The following is a 24815-nucleotide window of genomic DNA, read 5'->3' as shown; positions in this document are numbered from 1 at the left end:
CCGCTCAGCCTATCGCGATCGGGTTCTGCGGCCCGGCGGATGCGGCCACCAGCCAGCCGATCGGCAGGCCCAGGTCGAGCACGGTGCCGGGTGTTGCGGTGGACTCGACGCCGACCACGGCAATCGCGTCGAGAGGGGTCAGCGCCGCCGCTCCGCTGACCCAGCGGGCGGTGTCGGCGGGCTTCCGCCCGGCATGAACGACCGCCCAGACCTGGTCGGCGCCCAACTGGGCCACCATGGCGGACCGCTCACTGGTGCCGGAGCCTGCGGGCAGGCCGCAGGTCACGAGGATGCTCCGGGACTGTTCCACCCCGCCGGCGCGAGCGGCGAGGGCCGCCCGACGGTCACCGACGGCGTCGATGGCGTAGCTGATCGGGGCGCCGGGCTGTGCGGCGAGGGACCGCGCGGCGGCGTGCACGTCGTCCGGCAGGCCGAGCAGGAGCACGAGGTCGCCCGCGCCGGAGAGCAGCTGCGGAGCCCCGTCGGTTACTGCGAGCGGCGCATCCGGTGAAGCGGGCGTTTCGGCCGCGGCGGCCACCGCCGGCGGGGCCGCGGTGACGGTCGCCGGGGCCGACCTGACCGGCGCGGTGGCGAAGGTCAGCTCGTCCATCAGCCGGGCGAAGTCAGGGGTGGCCGTCGACACGGCGTCGGTGGTGCGGGCGGCGGCAACGGCAGTGCCGTCACGGCCGTCGAAGGCCACGTTCGGGGCGGCCCGCTCGGAGCCGTGCGGCACGGTGCCGCGCCCATGCGTGCTGGGTAAGCCGGTACCGGGGTCCGTGGTGGGAGCGGACACTCCCCGAGGTTCGCCGCCCGGCACAGCATCCATTCCGCCGTGCAGCAGCGCCTCGGCTTCGTCGGCCTCGTCGAGCAACGCGGCGATGCCGAGTCTGGTGCTGAGTTCATCGCGCCGATGCGCGGCACGGCGCCGCTCCCCCGGCGCCTGCCGCAGTTCGGTCACCGGCACCTCGACGGTCACTTCCACGTGTCGCTTGGCGAAGAACCCGCGGATGCCGCCCACGGTGACCTGCTCGGCGGCCACGATCCTGGCAGCGTCACCGTGCTCGGCCAGCACCCTGGCCTGCAACTCCGGCAGCGTTGCGCCCTCAAGCCGCAATCGTCTCGTTTCCACGGACCACCCCCACGGTTTCGATCGCGACCCGCGCCGAGGTCACCTCTTCGTACGACAGCACCGGCAGGCCGCCGGACTGGGATGACACCAGACGGCGGATGGCGGGCCGCAAGGCCGGCGCGCAGACCAGCACGGCGGTGAGGCCGCTGGCCTCGACCGTGGCGAGAGCGGCGCGCAGCGAGCCGAGGATCACGTCGATGCGCGCCGGGTCGAGCAGGATCTGGCTGCCCTGATCGGTGGGCCGCATGCCCTCGAGCATCGACTGCTCGAGGCCGGGTTCGATCATGATCACCCGGAGCACGGCGCCGTCGACGTACAGCGCCGTGAGCGCAGGGCCGAGCGCCTGCCGGGCCGCTTCTACCAGGCCCTCCGGGTCGACGGAGGCCTTGGCCCGCACCGAAAGGGCCTCATAGATGCGCGGCAGGTCGTTGATCGGGATCTGCTCCGCGAGCAGGCCCTGCAGGACCCGCTGCACCTCGGCCAGCGAGAGCAGGCCGGGGATGAGGTCGTCGACGGCCGACGGGCTCACCTGGCGCACGCCATCCGTGAGCACCCGCACGTCTTCACGGCTGAGCAGCCGGGCGGCGTTGCCCGTGATGACGGACGAGAGGTGGGTGACCAGCACCGAGACCCGGTCGATCACGGTGGCGCCGGCCATCTCGGCGCGGGGCCGCATCTCGCCCGGCACCCACTTGCCGGCCAGGCCGAATACGGGTTCGACGGTGGCCGTGCCCGGCAGCGAGTCGAGGTAGTCGCCGAGGGCCAGCACCTTGCCGGCCGGTGCGACGCCCCGGCCGGCCTCGACGCCGGCGATGCGGATGGAGTAGGTGGACGGCGGCAGGTCGACGTTGTCCCGGGTTCGCACCGGCGGCACCACCACGCCCAGGTCGAGGGCGATCTTGCGGCGCAGCGCCCGCACCCGCGCGAGCAGGTCGTCGGAGGCGCCGGAGACGAGGTCGACGAGGTCGGGGGCGAGCTGGATCTCGAGGGCGTGCACCCGCATCTGCTCGATCAGCTCCTCGGCGGTGTCGGAGCGGGGCGCGCGCCCCTCGACGGCCGCGGCCCGCACGACACTGGCCGCGGCCCGGGTCTCCCGGCCCTTGATGCGCTGCGCCACGATGATCAGGGTTGCGCCGATCAGCACGAACTGGATGATGGGCATGCCCGGGATCAGCGACATCAGGATCGCGGCGGCACCGGCGATCATCAGGGCGTTTCGGGACTGGGTGAGCTGGGCGGCGGCCGTGGCGCCGATGTCGGACTCGGCGTTGGACCGGGTGACGATCATGCCGGTGGAGACGGCCATCAGCAGCGCGGGGATCTGGGTGACCAGGCCGTCGCCGATGGTGAGCAGGGCGTAGGTGTTGAGCGCATCCCCGATCTCCAGGCCGCGCTGCAGCATGCCGATGGCGATGCCGCCGATCAGGTTGATGATGATGATGATGATTCCGGCGATGGCGTCACCCTTGACGAACTTCGAGGCGCCGTCCATGGCGCCGTAGAAGTCGGCCTCGGCCGATACCTCTGCCCGGCGGTCCTTGGCCTGCACGTCGGTGATCAGGCCGGCGTTGAGGTCGGCGTCGATGGCCATCTGCTTGCCGGGCATGGCGTCAAGGGTGAACCTGGCGCCCACCTCGGCGACCCGCTCGGCGCCCTTGGTGACCACGACGAACTGGATGACGACCAGGATCAGGAAGATCACGGCACCGATGATGATCGAGCCGCCGACCGCGACGTGCCCGAACGACGCGATCACCTGGCCGGCGTAACCCTCGCCGAGCACCAGCCGGGTGGAGGCGACGTTGAGGCCGAGCCGGAACAGGGTGGCCACGAGCAGCAGCGATGGGAAGACCGAGAAGTCGAGCGGCTTCTTGACGAACATCGTCGTGAGCAGGGTCACCAGGGCCAGCAGGATGTTGACGATGATGAGCACGTCGAGCAAGGCGGCGGGCACCGGCACCACCAGGAGCATGATGATGCCCACCACCCCGATCGGCACGGCGAGTTTCGCGAGCATGCTGTTCATCTAGGTGGCCTCCGAGGTGCGGATTCGTGGTGTCGATGCGGCCATCGGGCCGTGGGCGTGCCGGCGAGCCGACTGAGGGGGTGCCATCGGCGGCGTCGACATGGTGTGCACGCCCGCCCTGGCGCCGCGGGTCTTGAGCGCGAGCACGAACGCCAGCACTCGGGCGACGGCGTTGTAGAGCTCGAGCGGGATCTCCTGGCCCAGCTCGCACGCGCTGTGCAGGGCTCGGGTGAGCGGGATGTCCTTGACGATCGGCACGCTGTCGGTCTCGGCCTGTTCGCGGATGCGGGCGGCGATCACTCCGGCGCCCTTCGCGACCACCCGGGGGGCCGATTTGCCCGGTTCGTAGCGCAGCGCCACGGCGAACGAGGTGGGGTTCACCAGCACCACGTCGGCGGTGGCGACCGCGGCGATCATGCGGTTGCGGCTCATCGCCAACTGCCGGGCGCGGCGCTGCGACCTGATCATCGGGTCGCCCTCCGAGCTCTTGTGCTCGTCGGTGACCTCTTTCTTGGTCATCCGGGTGCGCTTGCGGTTGCGCCGCATCACCACGAATACGTCGGCGGCCGCGAGCACCAGGCCGGCGATGACCGCAGACTGCACCAGCGCCGCGGTGCCGTCGTGGGCGGCGCCCATCAGCACCGCCACCGGCAGCCCGCCCGCGGTCATCAACACGGGGGTCATGCCCTGGATCACCGCGGTGAGCACCACCCCGACCACGATGGTCTTCAGCAGTGCCTTCACGCCCTGCCAGAGCGCCTGGGTGCCGAAGGTGCGGGCGAGCCCGGAGATCGGGTTGAACTGGTCGTACTTGCCGGCGAGCTTCTTGACGTGGATGCCGCCCTGCGCGATCGATCCGGCCAGAACCGCGATGCAGACCACGGCGAGCATCGGGGTGAGGATGCCGCCCATGGCCCCGAGGCCTTCGGTGAGCATGTCCAGCGCCCGTTGTGGGTCGGGGTTCTCCGTGATCGCGGTGATGTCGAACAGTTGGGTGCGACCGGCGGAGGCGCCGGCCTCGATGGTCATCGGCATCATCACCGCGGCCGCGCCGATGCCGACCCAGGCAGTGAGGTCCTGCGACCGGGCGAGCTGGCCCTTGGACCGCACCTCGCGCATCCGCTTGTCTGTGGCTTGTTCTGTACGTTCTCCGGAGTCCGACATCTAGCGCACCCCCCACATGCTCGACACGGCATCGTCGGTGAGCGAGGCCACGATGCCGGGCAGCGCCAGGAACCCGGCCGCTCCCAGGGTGAGGGTGATCAGGATCTTGAGCGGAAAGCCGAGCGCGAACGCGTTCAGCGCCGGGGCCACCCGGGTGAGCAGGCCGAGGCCGGCGTCGGCGAGGAAGAGCACCACGATCAGCGGGCCGGCGATCTGCACGGCGGCCAGCAGCATCTGGCCGACGGCGGCGGTGACCGCCACCATCGGCACGGCGAGGTCGATGCCGCCGCCGACAGGCAGGGCCGCGAACGAGCGGGTGAGGCCGCCGAGGATGAGTTGGTAGCCGCCGGAGGCGAACAGGAGCGCCAGCGCGGTCATCTGGTAGAGCCGGGTGAACTGGGCACCGTTCACCATCGACTGCGGGTCGAAGCCCTGGGCGAGTTGGAAACCGCCGAACAGGTCGATCAGGTTGCCGGCGGACTGGATGGCGGAGAAGACGACGAGAACCAGGAAGCCGAGCACGCCGCCGACGACGATCTCGAGGACGAGGGCGAGGATGAAGCCGCCGGTATCCGGCGAGGCGTAACCGGGCACCACCCGTGGCGCCACCGCCAGGGCGAGGCCGATCGCGAGCATGCCCTTGACCCGCAGCGGGAACGCGTTGAACGAGAACGGCGGGGCCACGACGAGGAACGCGATCATGCGCACCCCGGCCAGGGCGACGGCCTCCAGCCAGGTGAAATCGAGGGTGAGGTTCACCTAGCCGCCGCCGATCAGGCCGGGGATCTTGTCGAACAGGTTGGTGGTGAACGAGACGATCTCGGAGATCATCCAGTGCCCGCAGATGAGCATGGCGATGCAGACCGCGATGGCCTTGGGCACGAACGAGAGCGTGACCTCCTGGATCTGCGTGATCGACTGCACGAGCGAGATCGCGAAACCGACCACCAGGGCGGTGATCAGGATGGGTGCGGAGAGCTTGGCGGCCACCACGATGGCCTGCAGCCCGATATCCAGTACGGCATTGGAGTCCATCAGCCACCCCGGTAACTGTTGACCAGGGTGGTGATGATCAGGCCCCAGCCGTCGACGAGGATGAACAGGAGGATCTTGAACGGCAGCGAGATCATCACCGGCGGCAGCATCATCATGCCCATCGACATCAGCGCCGCCGACACCACCAGGTCGATGACCAGGAAGGGGATGAAGATCACAAAGCCGATGATGAACGCTGCGCGCAGCTCCGAGATCATGAACGCCGGAATGAGAGTGACGAGCGACACCGCGGCGGTGTTGGCCGGGTTGGGCTGGTCGGAAGCGCGCACCATCAGGGCCAGGTCTTCCTCCCGGGTGTGCGCGAGCATGAAGGTTCGCAGCGGCCCCGATCCGGCCGTGACGGCGTCGTCGAAGGTCATCGATCCGTTGAGGTAGGGCTTAAGGGCGTCGTTGTTGATGTCGGTGAGGATGGGCGCCATGATGAACAGCGACAGGAACAGGGCGAGGCCCGCGAGCACCTGGTTCGGCGGGATCGACGGCAACGCCAGGGCGTTCCGGGTCATGGCGAGCACCACGAAGATCTTGGTGAACGACGTCATCATCAGCAGCAGCGCCGGCGCCACCGACAGCAGGGTGATGCCGATCAGGGTCACGATGGCCGAGGACGGAGCGCCATCCGGGCCGTTGATCTCCACGGTCAGCCCGGTGCCCGGGGTGGGGACGGGGGTGGGCGTGGCCGGGTCGGTGGGCGCGACGGGTTCCAGCGGGGCCGCGTGGCTCGCCGAGGCGACGAGGAGCACGAGCGCGGCCACGATGATGAGCACGAGGGCCGCCATCAGGGCGACGCGGGCCAGCCGGCGCCGTCGTTCGCTGATCGCGGCGATGCTGCGGGGCCGGCGCGGGCCGACCCGCCCGGACCCGACGCGTGCGAGGACGTGGAGTGCGGCGTTCACCGGCCGTGCCGGAGCAGGGCTGCGGTTTGCTGCCAGGTCGCCGGCGACAGGATCGAGCCGCCGAGCTTGCCGGTGTGGCCGCGGTCCCGGCGGGGCCGGAAGGTGAGCGGCGGGTCGGCTGCGTCGCCGGTGGCGCCGGAAATCGCGGCGGCGCCGAGATCGTCGGCCGGGGAGACGGCTACCGGCGGCACCAGACGGGGCCCGGTGGCGGCGTGCAGGGAGCGCGCGAAGGCCGCGGCCGAGCCGGTGCTCCCCGCGCCCGCATCGGCATCCTGGGTCGCCGTTGCCTCGGTGGATCCACCGTGCAGCACGCTGACCGAGTGTTCGGTGACGCCGAGCACGAACCGGCGACCCTCGACCTCCACCACCACGACGGATGCCTTCTGGCCGAGACCCTGCCGGCCCACGATGGTCACGACATTCGCCGCGCGCGACCCGGCGCCCCGGCTGAGGCGTCGTTGCAGCACCCAGAGCAGCCCGAGCACAACGGCCAGGGACAGCACCACTCGCAGGGCGACGACGACGGTATCCACCTAGGTCAGGCTCTCGGCCACGTCGAGGATTTGGGTGATGCGCACGGCGTAGTCCTGGTCGACGACCACGATCTCACCGTGCGCGATCAGGCGGCCGTTGAGCAGGATGTCGGCGGGTGAGCCCACCGACCGGTCGAGTTCGACGACCGCGCCGGATTCGAGGCCGAGCACGTCGCGAACCGTCATGCGGGTGCGGCCGATCTCCACGGTGAGGGCCATCTCGACACTGTTGATGCGGCCGAGGTTGCCCACCACGGCGTGGTCGCTCTGCTTGCCCGGGTTGCTGTTACGGCGCAGCCGGATGGCGAACCAGCCCAGGGTGTCGCCGTGCGAGACGAGGTCGAAGACCCGGGTCTCCGGGTCGAGGAACACCGCGGTCGCGTCGTCGATCCTGGCGTCACCCAGCACGCCGAGGCCCAGCACGCCGGCGGCGCACTCCAGGGCAGGCCGCACGATGTCGTCCCGCGAGACGAGGCCGGAGTCGGAGCCTGCCGCGGCATCGAGAGAGCCCGGATCGACCAGCACAACCGCCAGGTCGGCGGAGATGGCGCCGACGAACGACGCGACGACGGCATCCGCCACCACCCCATCGAACCGGCCGATCACGGCGGCGCCGGATCCGGGTGCCGCGGTGAGCAGGGTCGGTGTGGGCAGCACGGTGAGCAGGGCGTCGACGGCGGCGCGGGTGACCTCGTCGGTGGAACCGGCGGCGGCAGTCAGCGAAGACGCGGGGCTTCGAAGGGTCATGGTGTCGTGTCCTCGGTGTCGATGATGATGCAGGCCAGGCGGGACCCGGTGGAGCCGACAGCGGCGCGGGCGAGGGTTCGGCCGTCTACCACTACGTCGAGCGGGCGGTGGGTGGGGTGCGGGATCGGGAGTACGTCGCCGACCGCGAGGGCGAGGACGGCGTTCGGCAGCACCTGCGCGTTCGAGAGACGCAGCGACACGTCCACGGGCACCCAGCCCAGCTGGGCGCGCAGCAGTTCGACGGCCGGGGTGGGTGGCACAACGGGTCCGGGCTCGCCGAGCTGGGGCAGCAGCGCCTCGGCCGGCAGGGCCAGGGTGGCCGCCGTTGTGGTCTCGCCGACCTTGATCACGAAGCTCGCCACGATCATAAGGTCGGAGGTAGCCGCAGCCTGGGCGAACTGGGAGTTGTACTGGATGGCGCCGAGCGCGATCGGCAGAATGAGCAGCGAACCCAGCGAGTAGCGCAGGTCTTCCAGCGCGTCCTCCATCAGACGGCGCACGAGCGCCTGTTCGATCTGGGTGAATGGCCGCTCTGAGGGGGCGGGGATCCCGGTTCCGCCCAGCATGTGGGTGACCCAGGAGAGGGCAGCGGCGGAGGGGAACTGGATGACAGCCTGGGCATCCATGCCCTGCACGCTGCAGAGCACCATCGTGGTGGTGGCCGGCAGGGAGGCGGCGTATTCGTCGTAGCCACGCATGAGCACCTGCTCGCAGGTGACCTGCGAGATCACCCGCACCTGGGCGGTCAGCTGGGTGCCCCACTGCCGGGCGAAGGTCTCGAAGGCCAGTTCGAGCACCCTGGCGTGGTCGCGGGCCAGCGTGGTGGGACGGCTGAAGTCATAGACCTCGACCGTGCGCGCCGGCTTTCCGGGCACGCCGGTGCTGATTTGTTCCTGGACCGTCACGTCTGGCACTATCGGCCGGACCTGAGCATCCGTTAGCGGCTGCGCCGACAATCCGGCAGCAGAATAATGACGACGACACCGCCCGGTCTCAGTGGCCGGTGTTGGCCGCCGAATCATCGTGGGCGGGGGCCGGATCGGCCGGCACGGGATCATCGGGCACAGCCGTGCCATCGAGCACCGACGGGATCAAAGCGCGCACACTGTCGGGCTGATTCGACAGCAGCACAACGTCGACCCTGCGGTTGCGGGCCATCGCCGCGAGGTCCTCGCCCATGTCGACCGGGCGCGCCGACCCGTAGCCGATCGCGCCGATGCGATCGGCAGCCACCCCGCTCTTCTCCACCAGGTGCCGCAGCACCTGCGTCGCCCGAGCGCTGGAAAGCTCCCAGTCGGTGGGATAGTTCGTGGTCACACCGTGCCGGTCGGCGTGACCTTCGACCGAGACTTCGCGCAGGCTTCCGGCCAGAGCCGGACCGATGGCGTCGAGAACCCCGACGGCCTGGCCGCTGAGCGTTGCGACATTGGGTTCGAAAAAGGTCTCCGACCCCACCAGCCCCACCGACAAGCCCCGTTCGTCGATGGTGTACTCCACCAGCGTGTCGAGTCCGACCGCGGCGAGGGCCGCCTGCATCGCGGCCTGCACAGCGGTGAGGTCATCCACCTCGGCAATGGCGAGTTCCAGATCGGTGGTGCCCGCGTCGTCGACGGCTGGGGTGTCGACCAGGTCCGCCGGAACCACGATGCCCTCGGCGGTGTCGACCTTGCCCACGTCGACCGCACCGAATCCGGTGGCGAGTGAGTTCTTGAGTTGCACGAACTTGGCCTGGTCGACCGTCGACATGGCGAACAGCACGATGAACATGCACATCAACACCGTGACCATGTCCATATAGGAGGCCATCCAGCGTTCGTCGACGTGCTCCTCGTGCTCCTCTTCGAGCCCCCGGCGTCGGCCCCTGGCGCTCACGCCGCCTTCTTGAGCGGTTTGGTCGACGCGGCGGACTTGCCGGATTTGCCGCTCTTGCCCTTGACGGATGCGGTGGGCACCATCGCCTGCAACCGTTCGCCGAGCAGACGGGGCTGACTGCCGGCCTGCACGGCCAGGGCACCCTCCATCAGCAGGGTCATCCGTTCTGCCTCGATGTCGGAGAGCCGCTTGAGCCGGTTGCCGATCGGCAGCCACAAAAAGTTCGCCGAAAGCAGGCCCCAGAGGGTGGCGACGAAGGCGGCGGCGATCATCGGTCCGAGGGTGGAGGGCGTGTCGAGGTTTTCCAGCACGTGGGTGAGCGAGATCACGGTGCCGATGATGCCGACGGTAGGCGCGTAGCCGCCCAGGCTGGTGAAGAACTTGGCCGCATTGCGACTGGCCTTGGTGCGGGTGGCGATCTCGTCTTCGAGCAGGATGCGCAGCTCGTCACCGTCGGTGCCGTCTGCGATGTTCTGCAGGGCACCGCGCAGGAACGGGTCGGCGATCTTGTCGGCCTCCTGCTCGAGGGCGAGCAGCCCTGAGCTGCGCGCCTTCTCCGCGAGACCGACGACCTGGTCGATGAGTTTCTGCGGCGAGGTGGTCTTGCCCCTGAACGCGCCGGGCAGCGCCTTGATCGCGTTCACGGTGTCGCGCAGGGTTCCGCCGGCGATACCGACGGCGATGGTGGCGCCGAAGACCAGCACCATGGGCGCCGGCAGCAGAATCGCGGTGACGTGCGAACCCTCGATGGTGATCATGGCGAAGAGGGCCCCGAATGCCAGCAGGATGCCGATCAGGGTGGCGGGATCCATTTACATTCTCCGGGGGCGCAGTGGGACAACGGCGTCCGGACGGGTGGGGTCAGTGGCCGTGCTGTTGCCGGAGTTGTAGGCCAGGTTGATCACGTGGGCGCGGTAGACGGCGATCTTCTCGATCACTTCTGCCAGGCTCTCGGTCACGATGAACTTGGCGCCGTCCACCATCACGAGCGTGGTGTCGGGGTTCACATGGATGCGTTCGATGAGGTCAGGATTAATCGCGAACTGACTATCGTTCAGCCTGGTTACTACGATCATGGACCCGTCCCTGGTTCCCGGACGGCTCCAGCAGCCGTCAGCAACCACTGTCGGCTGGAGCCCGCGTTCCGTTAGCTAGAGACCGATGACGTACTCGTTCTCGCCACCCTCGACGACGGTGACGACGAAGGGCCGAGCCACTGACGGAATACCGACGGCGGACAGCGCCGCCTGCCGCGCGACCTCGTCGTCACCGGTGATGGTGACCACGATCACGTCCGGCGCTTTGGTGATATCCGAGTTCACCGAAAACGAGGCGGCCGGGCTCAGCTCCTCCGCGTCCAGGGCCTGGGACACCTGCCTGCTGACGTTATTCGACGCCGCCTGATAGTCGGCCTCGGTGAATCCCAGGCCCTCGAGGGTGGAATAGGGCAGTCCTGTGGCATCGAGGGTCGCGAGAGCGCCGGCTGGCGCGTCGCCGGAGAAGGCGATGGTGAACGTGCGGTTCGGGCCGAAGTAGGCCAACGAGTAGTCATCGGGGAATTCGGTCGTGACGAGAGCCGCGGCCTCGGCCAACGGGTTCTGGTAGGTCGCCCACTCGATCTCCTCGGCAGAGTAGTTCAGCTGCTCGAGGGTGACTCCGGGGTAGACCTCGCGCGCCATGATTGACGCTCGGTCCGTCGGGAGCCCGGCGCCGGGGTGCTCGGTGGCCCGCCAGACGCTCGCGGCCGATTCGGGGGCGCTCGGCTGTGGGAACGGCGCAACCGACCCGCCTAAACAGAGCGCCGCCACGACCACGGCAGCGCTCACAGCTATGACCATTCGTGACGCTCGCGCCATATCTCCCCCGAGTTTGCTTGATTCACTGCAGACACTGGAGAAGCTATCGCTGATCCAGCGGCACAGCAAGAAAAAAAGGCCGGTCAATGGGTTAATTTCCAGCTTGGAATCAGTTATCCACAACCTGACCTTTCCTCACACAAAGCTTCGCAATCGGGCTATATTCAAAGCATGATCACCCAGCCGAGCATCGAAGACACGTTCGTCGGGCAAACAGACCCCGTTGCGAATGTGTCCGATGTCGCGGCCGGTAGCGAGTTGGTGGCTGCCGCGGGCCAGGTGGCCCGGCTCGGCCGGTGCAGCACGGATTACGACCGCCTGTCAGACGCGGACGCCTTGGCCGGGCAGAGGACGCTCGCCCGGTTGCAGCACGAGCTCGACACCCGCAAGGCATGGATGGCGAAGACCCTCGCGCAGCGTTCCCGCTGGGAGCTGGGCCAGGAAGGCCTAGCCAAGAAGCACGGCTACCTCTCCCCCGAAGACCTGATCCAGAACCTCACCGGTGCCACCAAGGCCGACACCCGCAAACTCGTCGACGTAGGCCGAATGCTCGCCGAAACCGAAGCGGCCGACGCCCAACAGGCCGCAGCCGACGCCGAAGCAGAGGCCGAGGCAGCCCGCAGGTTGCTCGACCAGGCTGACCCGGGAAGCGACGGACGGCACGGCCCCGACCTGGACGGTTCCGACCCGGACGGCTTCGACCCGAGCGGGACTGACCCGAGCGGCACTGGCACCGACAGGTTCAGCACTCTGACGCTTCCACCGGTGCCGGCGCCCTGGCACGCACCGATCGCCCGCGCCCTGAGCGACGGCACCCTCTCCATCGACGCGGCCCATGCCCTGAGGAAGGGGCTGGGCGACATCGACACCGTCGTCACCGGCCCGGTCCTCACCGAGGCCCTGGACCGGTTGCTCGCCGACGCCCCGACGATGAACGCGGACCAACTCCTCAAGGCCGCCCGGCAGACCCGCGACAGCCTCGACGAAGCCGGCATCCGGGTGCGCGAACAGAAAGCCTGGGACGACCGCTACCTGCGCATCTGGACCCTCGACACCGGCCAGGTGCGAGTGGACGGCCTCTTTCCGCCCGAGCAGGGCGAGTTCATCAAGGCCACCTTCGACAGCCTCACCAGCCCCCGCCGCGGCGGCGTGCGCTTCGTCGACACCGACCGCGCCGCCTGGGCACGCCGCGTGCAGAACGACCCCCGCACCACCGGCCAGATCACCTGCGACGGCTTCATCGACCTCCTCCGCGCCGGCACCACCATCAACCCGAACGAGATGCTCGGCGGCCGCCGCCCCGCCGTGCAGATCCTCACCACCGTCACCCCCGCGACCCCCGACCGGCCCGTCACCGCCGCTGACATCCTGATCAACCCACCCGGGCTGGCCGGCCAGGTCGGCCACGGCTCCATCGAAGGCAACACCGCCCCGGTCTCCGCCGAAACCATCGAACGCCTGATCTGCGACTCCGGAACCGTCGACATCCGCTTCGACGACCACAACCGGCCCCTCGACGTCGGACACGAACAACGCCTCTTCACCCGCGCCCAACGCCGAGCCCTCGCCGCCCGCGACGGCGGCTGCACCTGGCCCGGCTGCGACCGGCCACCCTCCTTCACCGAAGCGCACCACATCGACCACTGGCAACGAGACCACGGCCGAACCGACATCAACCACGGCATCCTGCTCTGCCGCACCCACCACCTACTGCTGCACAACCAACGCTGGCAGATCTTCGAAAACCACGGCCGCTACTGGCTGCGCCCACCCGCCACGATCGACCCCGGCCAAACCCTCATCGAGATGACCGGCCGGGCGCAGGGTCTGCTGCCCAAGCCCGCAGCAGCATGGCATGCCTCGGCACCACCCCGCACCTGATCGAGCGCCGTCTCCGCACCGCGAGGTCTCGAACGCGCGAAAGCGGGCATCGGGTCGGATACCGGCACGATGCCCGCTTCGGCAGATCTGGGACTAGCGCTTCAGGTTGGTGAGCTCCTGCAGCACCTCGTCTGAGGTGGTGATGATGCGGGCGTTTGCCTGGAAGCCGCGCTGGGCGACGATGAGGTTGGTGAACTCTTGCGAGAGGTCGACGTTCGACATTTCCAGGGCGCCGCCGGTCAGCGACCCCAAGCCGGTGGAACCGGGTGCGCCGATCTCGGCGGTGCCGGAGTTGAAGGTGGCCTGGTAGCCGTTCGAACCGGTCTTCTCGAGGCCGCCCGGGTTGGTGAACGTGGCCAGGGCGATGCGCCCGAGGGCCTTCTGTTCACCGTTGCTGAACAGTCCGATGAGGGTGCCGTCCTTCGCGAACGAGTACGACTCGAGCGAGCCCGGCGCGCTGCCGTCCTGTGACGCCACCTTGACCGTGCTGATTCCTGCCAGACCGGTCAGAGTGCTGAGATCGATCGTGATACCGGAGCCGATGTTGAGGGCGCCGCCGGAGGTCACGTCATTACCCGTGAAGCCCAACGTGGTCGAGCCCGTAGTGGTTCCGTCCTTGCTGCTGACGACCCAGTTGCTTCCGGTTGCCGCCTTCGTGAAGGTGAGTGAAACCGTACGGGCGGCACCCGATGCGTCGTAGACCTTGACGTCGCGGAGCAGTTGGGTGCCCCCCACAGCGTCGGAGGGAAGAGTTCCGCTCATTGCGATCTCGCTCGTGGGTTTGCCGGGGATCGCCGTGTTCTGCGGCAGCGCGATGTTGCCGAGGGCACCACCCTCGTTGATCACTCCGTCTACCGCCGCCCAGCCCTGCACGATTGCACCGGACGGGGTGACCAGGCGTCCGGCGGAGTCGAAGTCGAAGGATCCGGCTCGGCTGTAGACGGTCTGGCCGCCTTCCTGGGTGACGAAGAAGCCGTCGCCGGAGATGAGCATGTCGCCCGCCTTACCGGTCGACTGCGAGGAGCCCTGGGCGAAGTTGGTGGAGATGCCCGCGACCTGCACGCCGAGGCCCACCTGGGCCGGGTTGGTGCCGCCGGTCTCGGCGCTAGCACCGCTGGCGCCCTGGGTGAGCTGCGAGAGGGTGTCCTGGAACTGGGTGGCGGACGCCTTGAACGCCGTGGTGTTGACGTTGGCGATGTTGTTGCCGGTGACGTCGAGCATGGTCTGGTGGGCGCGAAGGCCGGAGATGCCGGAGTAGAGGGAGCGAAGCATGGGGGCTTCCTTTCGAAGAAGTCGGATGTGGTGAGTGCAGGAGTTCGGGTGGGTGCGACCGAATGGGAACGGGTGGCTGGCGACGAGCGGGGTCGCGGGTGAATCACGCGATGCGCGCTCACCCCGTCGGGGCGGTCACCCCCGAGATCGCATCGAGCGCCACGCTGGCCTTCCCCACGGTGACCTGGGGCACGGACCCCGCATAGGAGACCGCAGACACGATGCCGGACACACTCGCGCCGGTCGCATCCGTGTAGGTGACGTTCTGACCCACCAGCGCAGCCGCTGCGGTACGCATCTGCAGGGAAAAGTTCTCGTCGGAGGTGGTGGACAGCGCGGTGAGCTTTTCCATCATGGCCAGCTGCGTGGTCTGGGCGATCATCTGGTTGGTGTCCATGGGCGAGCTCGGGTCCTGGTTGCGCAGCTGGGTGACCAGCAGCGACATGAACGTTTCGGAGTCCAGGGTCTGCTTGGGTGTGCGCACCGGGGTCGTGGAGTACATGCTGGCCACGGTGGCGGCGTCAGTGGTGCTGGCGGTGGAGACCGTGCCAACGGCGTCGATGGTCATGAGTTCTCTTTTCTGGTGGGCTGCGGTTCAGGCGAGAAGAATGCGGCGACCGGCGGATGGTCGGGGTGACGAGGATCAGGCCAGTACATCGACCCGCCCTCTCGGTGAACCCGCCCCGGCAGAATCGTTCGTGTCGTGGCTGGCCGGGTCCGCGGAGTCCGGACCGATCGGGGATGCCCGCAGCCACGGATCCGGGGACGGATCCCGCGACGCGCCTTCGCGCGCGTCGCCACCGAACGATGAGTCGGCTTGCGCGGAGAAGTCCGGGGCGGGCCGGTCGTACCGGCCGTTCGATCCAGCGTCACCGGGCTGGCTGCGCGTGGAGAGGTCGAGGCTGGCCGGCAGCCCGCCGCCGGCCAGGTCACGCCGCAGATCGGGCAGGATCTGGCGCAGGGCATCGCGGGCCAGTTCGGTGGGCGCAAACAATTCGAGCCGTACCCCGCTGGCGCTGATCTGCGCCCGCACCAGCACCGGGCCGAGGTTGTCGGGGGTCACGCTGATCGAGAGAGTGTGCTCACCCGGCCCGGCGGCCGCCAGGGAAAACAACGGTCGCGCGACCTGGCTGGCCAGTGGCGCGGATGGCGTGGAGGGTGTCGCCGCGGTGGATACGGATGCTACGGATGCGCCGGTGAGCGTGCCCGGAGAGGGAACGGGTGCGATCGGTCCCGGCAGAGTACCCGGGGCCGTCTCCCCCGGTGCCGTCGAGCCCGCTGCGGCGCTGGCGGGTGCCGTGCTGCCAGCGCCATCGGGCTCCACCGCTGCTGAGGTCCCCGCCAGCTCTAGCGTCGCCGGGCTCACTGCAGTTGGCGTGGCAGGCGTTGATCCGTCGCCGCCTGTTGCGACGGCCGTGGTGGCTGGCGGGGTTCCGGCTTCGCCGGCCGGCGATGCGGCCGAGGCCGCCGCGGGAACGGAGCCTGGCGCTGCGATCGAGAGTTCGGTCGCCGCCGACGCCGGAGCGCCGGAGACCACGGGTGCCGAGGCTGCCGCGGACTCCGACAGCGATGCCTGTGCCGCGATGAGTGCGGCACCGGACACCGAACCGGCTGTGATCGCGGCGGTCCCCCACTGGCCGGGCTGCGCGGCCGCGGTTGCCACGGCGGGACTGTCGGTGGGGGCTGCGGCCGAGGTGGCGGACCCGGCGACCGACCCGGCGGTGGACGGTATCGTTCCGAGATGGCCGTCGCCCGCCGGCACAGCGCCGGTCGCGGCACCTGTAGCCGGGACGATACCGCCCGAGCCGGACGGACGCGTGCCGGTGCCACCCGAGGCAGCGCTGCCCGGGACAGTGCCACTCGGGACAGCGCTGACCGGGACAGTACTGCCCGGAACAATGCTTCCCGGAACAATGCTTCCCGGAACAGTGCTGACGGGCACAGAGCTGCCCGGGACAGTGCCGCTCGGGACAAAACCGACCGGAACAGTGCCGCCCATGCCGGTGCCGCCCCAGGCAGCGCTGCCGGGGGGTGTGCCGCCAGAGGTTGTGCTCGGGCTCGTGCCCGTGAGACCGGCGCCTCCCCAGACCGAGCCCAGGTCGGCGATGCCGCGGCTGGCGCCGCTCACATCGGTACCGCTGGCACCCCCGCTTTCGCTCCCTGTGCCGGCGTCTGCCGCGTCACCGTGCAGTGCGCCGGCGCTTGCACCTGGCGCCGAGTCCGGGTCGGAAGACGATATCGTGCCGGTCGTCGACTGGCCTTCCATGATGGCGCCGACGGATGCGATGGTCGACCCGAAGTTCCTGGCGGAGGGCACGAGGTCGGAGACCGAGGATAGACCGGACCGAGTGTTCGAACGGGTGTCAGTACCCGGAGTGACCTGCCCGGGCTGGCCACCCAGCCCAGCCGCGTGATTCTCGGCAGCATCGGTGGCTACTCGGTCAGCAGTCGTTCGGTCCGCAGTCGCTCGGTCGGCAGTCGCTTGGTCGGTAGCTGCACGCTCCGCGGCGGAACGGTCGCTGGCTGTTCGGACGCTGGCCCCACGGTCGCCGGCTGCGGCGGCGCGGGCGCGGGCCGTGCCGGTTGTGCCGCTGGTCGCGCTGCTCGACCGGGACCGGTCCCGGTCCACGGCGGCATTGTTGCGGTCATACGCTCGCTGGCCGGCGCGATCGCCGGGTTCGGCGCCCGGCGCGGTCTGCCGGCTGGTCGGTGCGGTGACGGCGCTCTGCAGCGCCCCCGCGAAGGCGGAGGCACCCGCACCGGCAGACTGTGAGCGTTGGCCGGACGCGGCCGAGGCCGTCAGGCCGGCGTTCGGGCGGGACGGAAGGGCAGCAGCAGTGGTCATGAGTAGAGTCCAGACGCAGTCAGGGCAGATGTGGACAACGCCGAAGAGGAGAGCGCCGAAGAGGAGAGCGCCGAAGAGGAGAGCGCCGAAGTGGAGAGCGCCGATGTAGACAAGGCCGAAGACGACAGCGCCGAGTTTGAGGAGCTGGTGTTGAAGAGCGACGCGAACGCTGCGGAAAGCAGATCGGTCGATCCTGTCGACGCCGTCGCCGCCGCGGTGGAAGCCGTGCTCGCGGTCGCCGTGTCTGGGATCACCCGGCGGATCGTGTCGATCTCGGAGTCATCCATGTAGGCATCCACCTTGCAGACCGTGCGGCCCTCGTACGGCGCGTGGATCACCTGGTTGTTCCCGGCATAGATAAGGATGTGTTCGCCGCCGCCGGTCACGATGAGGTCGCCGGGTTTGGCGTCCGCAAGCGACGCCACCTCGGTGCCGATGGTCATCTGTCCGGACACCAGCCGCGGAACGTCTATGCCCATATCGGCATAGACGGTTTGAACGAGTCCGGAGCAGTCCATGCCTGAGCTGTCCTCCCCGCCGAAGACATAGGGCACGCCCAGGTACTTCTCGGCGGCCGTGACGATGTCGCTGCCAGTGGCCCCACCGGTGCCGACAGCGGCACCGACGGCAGCGTCGGCCGCGGTCGTCGCAGCCGTTCCGGTGGCGGCGGCCAAGGCATCCGCAAACGTCGTCGCGGTGGTGGTGTCGGTCGCCGCCGTCGCCGCGGTGGTGCTCGTGACGCCGGTGCCGCCGGCGACGAGGTCGTTCAGCTGCACCAGCCTGGCCTGGATCTCGCCCACTCGGCCGAGCGCGTGCACCATCGTCACAGTTCTTCTCCCGTCGTCTGTGCCTGCGCTGCCTCACCGGCGGCGCCCGCGCGGCGATGCCAGCCGGTGGAGGCGATCTCGTCGATGACCGCCTGCTCGGCGTGCAGGTCCGCCTCCGCCTCGGCCAGGCCGTGGCGTCCCTCGAGCTTTTCCAAGCTCGCGGATGCCGACTTACGGGCCTCGAACTCGCGTTGCGCGTCGCCGACGGCCTGGGAGGCCACCGCGTCGAGGGCCGCGAGCTCGGCCAGCATGCTGCGGGAGGACGCCCGGGCGGCAGCGATCGCGTACAGGGTGTCAGCCCCCGTCGGGGTGATCGGCAGGTGTTCGAGTGCGGCCCTGGTCTCATCGATGCGGGTCGCAGTGGCCCGCAGCCGGGCGTTGGCCACGGCCAGGTCGCCGGCGGCCTGGTCCTGCTGCAGGTGTCGCAGCCGCAGCAAGCCGGCGAGGGTAAAGGGGCGGCTCATGACGCACCGCCCAGCAGCCCGGCCAGGGCGGTGAGCCTCTGCCAGGCCTGCGCGGCCGGGGTATGGTCGTCCATGCTCTGCCGCAGGAACGCGGCGATGTCGGCCTCATAGTCGACCGCGGCGTCGACCAGCGGGTTGGTGCCGCGGCGGTACGCGCCCACGTCGATGAGGTCTTGCGCGGCCCGGCGCGCGGCGAGCACGGCGCGTAGCCGGCCGGCCACTGCGGCCTGCTCGGGCGAGGTGACCCGCGACGCCACTCGAGAGATGGAGGCCAGGGCATCGACGGCGGGAAAGTGGCCGAGCACGGCCAGCTTGCGGTCGAGCACCACGTGGCCGTCGAGGATCGAGCGGGCCGCATCGGCAATCGGTTCGTTGTGGTCGTCACCATCGACGAGCACCGTGTAGATGCCGGTGATCGAGCCGACCTGGTCGGTTCCGGCGCGTTCGAGCAGCCGGGCGAGCACCGAGAACGTCGAGGGCGGGTAGCCGCGGGTGGCGGGCGGTTCGCCCGCCGACAGGCCGATTTCCCGCTGCGCCATGGCGACGCGGGTGAGCGAGTCCATCATGAGCATCACGTCGGCGCCGCGGTCGCGGAACGATTCGGCGATGCGGGTGGCGACGAATGCGGCGCGCAGCCGCATCATGGCCGGTTCGTCGGAGGTGGAGACCACCACGATCGACTTGGCGAGGCCCTCCTCGCCGAGGTCGTCTTCGAGGAACTCACGCACCTCGCGGCCGCGCTCCCCCACCAGCGCGATCACCGACACCTCGGCATCCGTGCCCCGCGCCACCATCGACAGCAACGACGACTTGCCCACGCCTGAACCGGCGAACAGGCCCATCCGCTGGCCCTTGCCCACGGTGGTGAGCGTGTCGAGCACGCGCACGCCCAGCTGCAACGGCGACTGGATGCGTGACCTGGCCATGGCCGACGGGCTGTCGTGGTCGAGCGGCACGCGCTGGTCGACCATCAGGGGGCCCTTGCCGTCGATGGGCCGGCCGAGGCCGTCGATCACCCGACCGAGGAGGCCCCGACCGGTGGGCACGAGGTAGCCGGTTCGGCTGCCACGAACGGGGTCGCCCACCCGGATTCCGGTGAGCCGGGCCAGGGGCATGCAGCGCATGCCCTGCCCCGTCGTGGCCACGACCTCCGCGTCCACCACTGGGCGGTCCGCGTCGCCGCCGATCGTCACCAGGTCGCCGATGGCGCCGTTGAGGCCGCGCACATCGACGCTCAGGCCCACAATCGATGACACGATGCCCACCCGCTCCGGGCGGGCCGCCGCGAGGGCGCGCGCCAGGCGGTCGGTGGTATCCGGTCGGGTCAGTGTCATGAGGCCCGCGCCCCGAGTGCGGCCTTGGCGCGGTCGAGGGCGCTGCCGATCCGGGCATCGAGGAACCCGTGCGGAAACTCGCTCACCGCGTCGCCGCGGGCCAGTCCGGCGTCGGCGACGAAGTCGACGCCCGCCCTGGCGCGATCCGCCGGATCGATCAGGGCCAGGTCGAGCGGGTTCAGCCGCACGGTGTGGGTGCCGGGGCTGTACGAATCGGGGCCCTGGGTAACGGGGCTTGAACCCGCAACTCCGTCCCCGGCGCCGGCCCGCCCGAGCGCGAACCTGGCGGCGGCGGCTTCGTCGGCCAGCGCATGGCCGACGACGGCCTCGGCCAGGTCCATCGCGGCGGTCAGCACGGAGTCTTCGGCGTCGCACACGACGGGCACGATCCGGGCGTCGAGGGCGCGCACGGCGGCGTGCAGCACGGCCAGGGAACTGTCGAGCTGCTGCCGGGCAGAGAGCATAAGGGCTGCGTGTTCGGCGTTCTGTCTCGCGTTCTGCGCCTCGACGGCAGCTGCGGCGGCGCGCAGTCCCTCGGTGTAGCCGGCAGCGTGCCCGCGGGCCTGCCATTGGCGTTCGATCCTGGCGCTGTCGTCTTCCCGGCTGCGGCGCGTGCCGGTCTCGCCCAGCAGCGGGAACACGTGGGCGGAGAAATCGTTCTCGGGCGGCGCAGACGAGGCCGGGCCTGCCGACGTCGGGCTCGACCATGCCGGGTCAGAGAACGCCGGGCTAGACAATGAAGTCGTCTTCGTCGGCACGTTGCACCGTGATGGCGCCCTGGGCGGCAAGGTCACGAATGGACCGCACGATAGTGGCGCGGGCCTCCTCTACCTGTGATACCCGCACCGGGCCGAGCCCGGTGACCTCGTCGTTGAGGATGTCGCGGTTCCGCTCCGACAGGTTGCGCTGGATGATGTCGACGACCAGTTCGGTGGACCCCTTCATGGCCACGGCCAGCACGGCCGCGTCGATGCCGCGCAGCACCAGCTGCACATCGCGGTTCTCGAGCTTGACGATGTCGGCGAAGGTCAGCATCCGCGATCGCACTTCTTCGGCCAACGCCGGGTCGCGTTCGTCGAGGGCTTCCAGCAGGGCGCGCTCGGTGTTGACGTCGGCGCGGTTGATGATCTCCACCAGCGGCTGCACGCCGCCGACGACGGCGGCGGAATCCCGCGACGCGGCGACGGCGCCGATGCGCTTCTTCAGGATGTCGGTGACCACCCGCACGGCCTCCGGCGTGGCCGTTCCCGTGGAGGCGATGCACTGGGCGACGTCGGTGCGGATCGGGCCTTCCAGCCCAGACAGGATCACGGAGGCCTGTTCGGGGCGCAGGTGCGCCAGTACCAGGGCGATCGTCTGCGGCAGTTCACCGTCGAGCAGGGCGAGCACCTGGGTGGCGTCGACGGTGTCGAGGAACTCGAACGCCTTGCCCGCCATCGAGGTGGCAACCCGGCTCATCACTCCGGCGGCACGTTCGGCGCCGAATGACTTCTCGAGCAGGCCGATGGCCACGGCGTGGCCGCCGCGCGGGTTGCGACCGCCGACCGTGGTGAGGTCGTGGAACTCGGCCACGGCGCTGTCCATCACGGCGGCGTCCACCCGGCGCAGTTGCACGATCTCGGCGATGATGTCGGCGGCCTCGGCTTCGGAGAACTGCTTCATCACCTCGGAGGCGCGCTGCTGGTCCATGGTCATCAGCACGACGGCCACTTTCTGGGTGCCGGTCAATGCTGTCTTCGAGTCGATCATGCCGGCTGCCGATCGTCCATCAGGCCGCGCAACAGCTCAGCCGCGCCCTGCGGGTCGCGCAACGCCAGGGCGTCGATGTCGGCCACCCGCTGGTCGCCGCCCGGTGCCGCATAGGCCACGGTGGGGGTGGGATCGATCACGAGCGGCAGCATCTGCTGCGGCAGGGCGAACGGAACCGTCGGGGCGTCCAGGGACGACTGCGCCTGCACGAGCTCGTTCAGCTCGATCGACTGCCGGCTCTGCCGGCGGGACCGGCGCGCGTAGAGGATCAGGCCGAGCACGAAGGCGATCACGGTGCCGCCCACGATCAGGCCCACCCGCAGGATGCCGGCGTTCCGCTCGGCCGCCTCGGCCGCCGCGGCCTCGGCCAGTGCGGCCTTGGCGGACTCGGCACCGGAGTCGTTGAAGTTAACCACTTCCACCGTCACCGCGTCGCCCCTGGCCACGTCGATGCCCGCGGCGGACGACACCAGCGAGGTGACGTCGGCCACGTTGAGGTCCTCGGCCACGGCGGAGTTGACCGCCACCGAGACGGTCTGGCGGGTGATCGCGCCGGCCGGGATGGTGCGGGTCTCAGTCACCTTGTTCACCGCGTTGTTGCGGGTGGTGTCCTCAGAGGTGAAGGTGCCGTCGGTAGAGGTGTCGCTCGGCACGGCGATGTTGTCCGGGCCGAGCACGCCGGCCGCGGTTCCGCCGGAGCCGGAGTACGACTCCGTCTTCACGGCCTCGTTCAGTGCCGGGGTGTCGGTGGGCGAGGTGAAGGTTTCCTCCACCCGCTGGGCGGCCTCCGTGCTCATGTCGGCGGCCACGACCACGGTGGCGTTGCCGGCGCCGACGACGGTGTCGAGCATGGCCTGCACCGAGCCGCGCACCCGTTCCTCGTAGTCGCTGGCCTGCTGGTCGCCCGTTCCGGTCGCGCCGACTCCCACGGCGGAGAGCACGACTCCGGACGCGTCGATGACCGCGACATCCGTCGGTTGCATGCCGTCGATGGAGGCGCTGGTGAGGTGAACGATCGCCTGCACCTGGTCGGCGTTGAGGGTGACGCCGTTCTGGGTGCCGACGAACACGGATGCAGTCGGGTCGTTCTTCTCCTCGGTGAAGACGGTGTCTTCGGGGATCGCCAGGCGCACCGAGGCGGTCTGAACGCCTTTCATCGCCTCGATCGTGCTGGCCAGTTCGCCTTCCAACGCGCGCTTGTAGGTGACGGACTGCTGGAACTCCGACGCGGTGACGCCCATGGTGTCGAGCAGCGAGTAACCGCCCGTGCTCGAGGAGGGAAGCCCGGCCGCGGCGGATTTGAGCCGTTCTTCGTAGACGTCGGCCTCGGGCACCAGGATCGTGGCGCCGCCGTCGCTGAGCTGGTAGCTGACGCCGTCGGTGCGCAGCTGCTCGACGATGGTGTTGGCGTCGGACCCGCTGAGGCCGGAGTACAACGGCGTGTAGGCCGGCTGGGTGGCCCACATCGTGAGCGCGGCGATGCCGAGCGCGAGGACCGCGACGCCAATGATCGCCACGGTGCGCTGGGCCACGGTGAATTCACGGATGGCGCCGCCCAGGCGCCGGAAGACCGAGGTGAGCTGGGCGGGCATCAGGCCTGCATTCTCATCATGTCGTTGAACGCCTCGACACCCTTGTTGCGCACGGCGGCGACGAGTTCGAGGGTCACCTGGGCGCGGGACGCGGCGAGGGTGGCGGTGTGGATGTCGTCGAGGTCTCCGGTGACGGCCTGGATGGCGTAGGTGTCCGACGTGGACTGCAGCTGCTGCAGGTTGTCCACGGCACCGCTGAGCGCGGTGGCGAAGCCGGTGTCGGTGGAGTCGACCGCTGTCGTCGCCGTGCTGGCGGGCAGATAGGACGTGGCGGTGACGGCCGGGGTGGCGCCGATCGCGGGAATGGTCATCAGGAGCGTCCGATCTGCAGAGCGGCTTCGTAGGAGGTCTTGGCCCGGTCGATGACGGCGGCGTTCGCCTGGTAGCCGCGCTGGGCCATGATCAGCTCGCCCATCTGCTCGGCCAGGTCGATGTCGGGGCGACGCACGTAGCCGTCGGCATCCGCGATGGGGTTGTCGGGGTCGTAGGTGAGGATGCCCTCTGCGTCGCCGAGGGCGGTGCCGGACACGTAGGCGCCGGTGGTGCCTTCGCCCTCCTGGGCCACGATGTAGCGGGCCTGGAAGGCGTCGCCGGAGGTGGCCGTGACGGTGTTCGCGTTGGCGATGTTGTCGGCGACCGCGTCGAGCCACTTGCGGTGCAGGGTGAGCCCGGTGCCGGCGATGCCGAGTGCGTCGAGGCTCATCAGCTGGTCCGCAGCGCGGCGCGCATCCGGGTGTCGGCTCCGGCGGCGGCCTGGGCCGCGAACTGGTAGCGCAGCACGGTATCGACGTTGGAGACGGTCTCGGTGTCGAGGTTGACGTTGTTGCCGTCCAGTCGAGTCGGCTCGAGCGAGCGGGCCGTGGAGGCGGCCGCATGGCCGTCGCCATCCTGCACCGATTTGGCCAGGGCATCCTCGAACGAGACCCGCTGAGCCTGGTAGCCGGGGGTGTTCACGTTCGCGATGTTGTTGGCGATGGTGCGCTGGCGCAGGGCCAGTCCGTCCAGGGCGCTGGACAGCGCCGCGGAGGTCACGGATTCGATCACGGGTGCCCGTTTCGTCGACAAATAACCAAACGGCCGATCCGTGGCCTCGAGTGAGCAATCCGTGCTCATCCTTAGCTATCGGCAGGCCCGGGCGCCGCGTTAGGACTTTCGCTGTCGATCTGCCGGTGATTTCGGCCGCACCTGCCGTGAGCCCAGGCGGGCTGGTCACGGCGGCCGAAACGGCTCAGCCGGCGATGTCCAGGTAGACGGGCTGGTCCGACAGGTGGGTCGAGAGGATGGTGCGAACCGCGGCGAGGTGGGCGCCGGCCGACCGTCGGGCATCCTCGATCTCGCGGATCAGTTCGAGCTGCCCGGCGAGCAGTTGGCGCGCCCTCTCCTCGAGCTCGCGCGGCAGCTGGCCGAGGTGCTCCGGCGCGCGCCACTGCACGCCGGTCACGAGTTGCCCGCCCTGGGCGGAGAGCACAGCGTCCCTGGCCCCACTGCCCAGGCTCGCCTCGAGTTCGTCAAGCACCCGGAGCCACTCGGAGTCGCTGGTACGCGGCCTGCCCTGCAGGTCGAGGGCCGGCGACG

The 24815-nt window shown here is 69.6% G+C and carries 27 protein-coding genes; 1 reads left to right on the top strand and 26 read right to left on the bottom strand.

Annotation, left to right across the window (positions count from 1 at the left end):
- Positions 1–4 precede the first annotated feature (4 nt).
- The 13 genes from CTB96_RS11765 to CTB96_RS11705 form a co-directional block, all read right to left on the bottom strand.
- Positions 5–1129 (bottom strand): hypothetical protein, encoded by a 1125-nt coding sequence (locus CTB96_RS11765; RefSeq protein ID WP_146215809.1) that lies wholly within the window; start codon positions 1127–1129, stop codon positions 5–7.
- A complete protein-coding gene (locus tag CTB96_RS11760) occupies positions 1104–3155 on the bottom strand; it encodes a flagellar biosynthesis protein FlhA (RefSeq protein ID WP_110127089.1) in 2052 nt (683 codons plus the stop codon). The genes CTB96_RS11765 and CTB96_RS11760 overlap by 26 nt, the downstream gene beginning before the upstream one ends.
- A complete protein-coding gene (locus CTB96_RS11755; RefSeq protein ID WP_110127088.1) occupies positions 3156–4319 on the bottom strand; it encodes an EscU/YscU/HrcU family type III secretion system export apparatus switch protein in 1164 nt (387 codons plus the stop codon).
- Entirely contained in the window at positions 4320–5078 is a 759-nt protein-coding gene (locus tag CTB96_RS11750) for a flagellar biosynthetic protein FliR (RefSeq protein ID WP_110127087.1), read from the bottom strand.
- Complete coding sequence (fliQ, locus tag CTB96_RS11745) at positions 5079–5354, bottom strand: flagellar biosynthesis protein FliQ (RefSeq protein ID WP_110127086.1); 276 nt, start codon at positions 5352–5354, stop codon at positions 5079–5081.
- Positions 5354–6151 carry a flagellar type III secretion system pore protein FliP gene (gene fliP / locus CTB96_RS11740; protein WP_110128451.1) on the bottom strand — a complete coding sequence of 266 codons (798 nt, stop codon included), beginning with the start codon at positions 6149–6151 and terminating at the stop codon, positions 5354–5356. Before fliP ends, fliQ begins: the two co-directional genes overlap by 1 nt.
- Before the next feature lie 113 nt (positions 6152–6264).
- Positions 6265–6801, bottom strand: coding sequence for a flagellar biosynthetic protein FliO (fliO, locus tag CTB96_RS11735; protein WP_110127085.1), 537 nt, complete (start codon positions 6799–6801; stop codon positions 6265–6267).
- Positions 6802–7548, bottom strand: coding sequence for a flagellar motor switch protein FliN (gene fliN / locus CTB96_RS11730; protein ID WP_110127084.1), 747 nt, complete (start codon positions 7546–7548; stop codon positions 6802–6804).
- Complete coding sequence (locus tag CTB96_RS11725; RefSeq protein WP_248283351.1) at positions 7545–8453, bottom strand: flagellar motor switch protein FliM; 909 nt, start codon at positions 8451–8453, stop codon at positions 7545–7547. The genes fliN and CTB96_RS11725 overlap by 4 nt, the downstream gene beginning before the upstream one ends.
- An 88-nt stretch (positions 8454–8541) precedes the next feature.
- Positions 8542–9420 (bottom strand): OmpA/MotB family protein, encoded by an 879-nt coding sequence (locus tag CTB96_RS11720; protein WP_110127082.1) that lies wholly within the window; start codon positions 9418–9420, stop codon positions 8542–8544.
- Positions 9417–10232 carry a motility protein A gene (locus CTB96_RS11715; RefSeq protein ID WP_110127081.1) on the bottom strand — a complete coding sequence of 272 codons (816 nt, stop codon included), beginning with the start codon at positions 10230–10232 and terminating at the stop codon, positions 9417–9419. The genes CTB96_RS11720 and CTB96_RS11715 overlap by 4 nt, the downstream gene beginning before the upstream one ends.
- Entirely contained in the window at positions 10233–10496 is a 264-nt protein-coding gene (locus CTB96_RS11710) for a flagellar FlbD family protein (RefSeq protein WP_110127080.1), read from the bottom strand.
- A 75-nt stretch (positions 10497–10571) separates the two neighbouring features.
- On the bottom strand, positions 10572–11246 hold the full coding sequence (locus CTB96_RS11705; protein WP_146215808.1) for a hypothetical protein: 675 nt from the start codon (positions 11244–11246) through the stop codon (positions 10572–10574).
- A 201-nt stretch (positions 11247–11447) separates the two neighbouring features.
- On the opposite strand from CTB96_RS11705, the gene CTB96_RS11700 reads away from it, so the two are divergent.
- Positions 11448–13157 carry an HNH endonuclease signature motif containing protein gene (locus tag CTB96_RS11700; RefSeq protein WP_110127078.1) on the top strand — a complete coding sequence of 570 codons (1710 nt, stop codon included), beginning with the start codon at positions 11448–11450 and terminating at the stop codon, positions 13155–13157.
- 93 nt (positions 13158–13250) lie between these two features.
- Here the strand turns inward: CTB96_RS11700 and CTB96_RS11695 are convergent, their stop codons facing one another.
- From CTB96_RS11695 to CTB96_RS20525, 13 genes are all read right to left on the bottom strand, one after another.
- The gene (locus tag CTB96_RS11695; protein ID WP_110127077.1) at positions 13251–14429 is read right to left on the bottom strand and encodes a flagellar hook protein FlgE; all 1179 of its coding nucleotides are present in this window, start codon (positions 14427–14429) and stop codon (positions 13251–13253) included.
- A gap of 118 nt (positions 14430–14547) precedes the next feature.
- The gene (locus CTB96_RS11690) at positions 14548–14997 is read right to left on the bottom strand and encodes a flagellar hook assembly protein FlgD (protein ID WP_110127076.1); all 450 of its coding nucleotides are present in this window, start codon (positions 14995–14997) and stop codon (positions 14548–14550) included.
- A 75-nt stretch (positions 14998–15072) separates the two neighbouring features.
- Entirely contained in the window at positions 15073–16092 is a 1020-nt protein-coding gene (locus CTB96_RS20340; protein WP_146215807.1) for a flagellar hook-length control protein FliK, read from the bottom strand.
- A 1178-nt stretch (positions 16093–17270) separates the two neighbouring features.
- The gene (locus CTB96_RS11680; RefSeq protein ID WP_248283476.1) at positions 17271–18095 is read right to left on the bottom strand and encodes a C40 family peptidase; all 825 of its coding nucleotides are present in this window, start codon (positions 18093–18095) and stop codon (positions 17271–17273) included.
- Positions 18096–18097: 2 nt separating this feature from the next.
- Positions 18098–18565 (bottom strand): flagellar export protein FliJ, encoded by a 468-nt coding sequence (locus CTB96_RS11675; protein ID WP_110127074.1) that lies wholly within the window; start codon positions 18563–18565, stop codon positions 18098–18100.
- Positions 18562–19899, bottom strand: coding sequence for a FliI/YscN family ATPase (locus tag CTB96_RS11670; RefSeq protein WP_110127073.1), 1338 nt, complete (start codon positions 19897–19899; stop codon positions 18562–18564). The genes CTB96_RS11675 and CTB96_RS11670 overlap by 4 nt, the downstream gene beginning before the upstream one ends.
- Positions 19896–20636: a FliH/SctL family protein gene (locus CTB96_RS11665; RefSeq protein WP_146215806.1), complete on the bottom strand. Its 741-nt coding sequence runs from the start codon at positions 20634–20636 to the stop codon at positions 19896–19898. The genes CTB96_RS11670 and CTB96_RS11665 overlap by 4 nt, the downstream gene beginning before the upstream one ends.
- Positions 20629–21648, bottom strand: coding sequence for a flagellar motor switch protein FliG (gene fliG / locus CTB96_RS11660; RefSeq protein ID WP_110127071.1), 1020 nt, complete (start codon positions 21646–21648; stop codon positions 20629–20631). Before fliG ends, CTB96_RS11665 begins: the two co-directional genes overlap by 8 nt.
- Complete coding sequence (gene fliF, locus CTB96_RS11655) at positions 21645–23240, bottom strand: flagellar basal-body MS-ring/collar protein FliF (protein WP_110127070.1); 1596 nt, start codon at positions 23238–23240, stop codon at positions 21645–21647. Before fliF ends, fliG begins: the two co-directional genes overlap by 4 nt.
- The gene (gene fliE, locus CTB96_RS11650; RefSeq protein WP_110127069.1) at positions 23240–23551 is read right to left on the bottom strand and encodes a flagellar hook-basal body complex protein FliE; all 312 of its coding nucleotides are present in this window, start codon (positions 23549–23551) and stop codon (positions 23240–23242) included. Before fliE ends, fliF begins: the two co-directional genes overlap by 1 nt.
- Complete coding sequence (locus tag CTB96_RS11645; RefSeq protein ID WP_110127068.1) at positions 23551–23943, bottom strand: flagellar basal body rod protein FlgC; 393 nt, start codon at positions 23941–23943, stop codon at positions 23551–23553. The genes fliE and CTB96_RS11645 overlap by 1 nt, the downstream gene beginning before the upstream one ends.
- A complete protein-coding gene (gene flgB, locus CTB96_RS11640) occupies positions 23943–24284 on the bottom strand; it encodes a flagellar basal body rod protein FlgB (protein WP_110127067.1) in 342 nt (113 codons plus the stop codon). Before flgB ends, CTB96_RS11645 begins: the two co-directional genes overlap by 1 nt.
- A gap of 184 nt (positions 24285–24468) precedes the next feature.
- Entirely contained in the window at positions 24469–24756 is a 288-nt protein-coding gene (locus CTB96_RS20525) for a hypothetical protein (protein ID WP_181397243.1), read from the bottom strand.
- Positions 24757–24815: the final 59 nt, after the last annotated feature.

This window comes from Cryobacterium arcticum (genome assembly GCF_003185895.1).
GTDB classification, from domain to species: Bacteria; Actinomycetota; Actinomycetes; order Actinomycetales; family Microbacteriaceae; genus Cryobacterium; species Cryobacterium arcticum.
The sequence above is the reverse complement of the archived record's forward strand: the minus strand, read 5'-3'. Positions and strand labels throughout refer to the sequence as shown.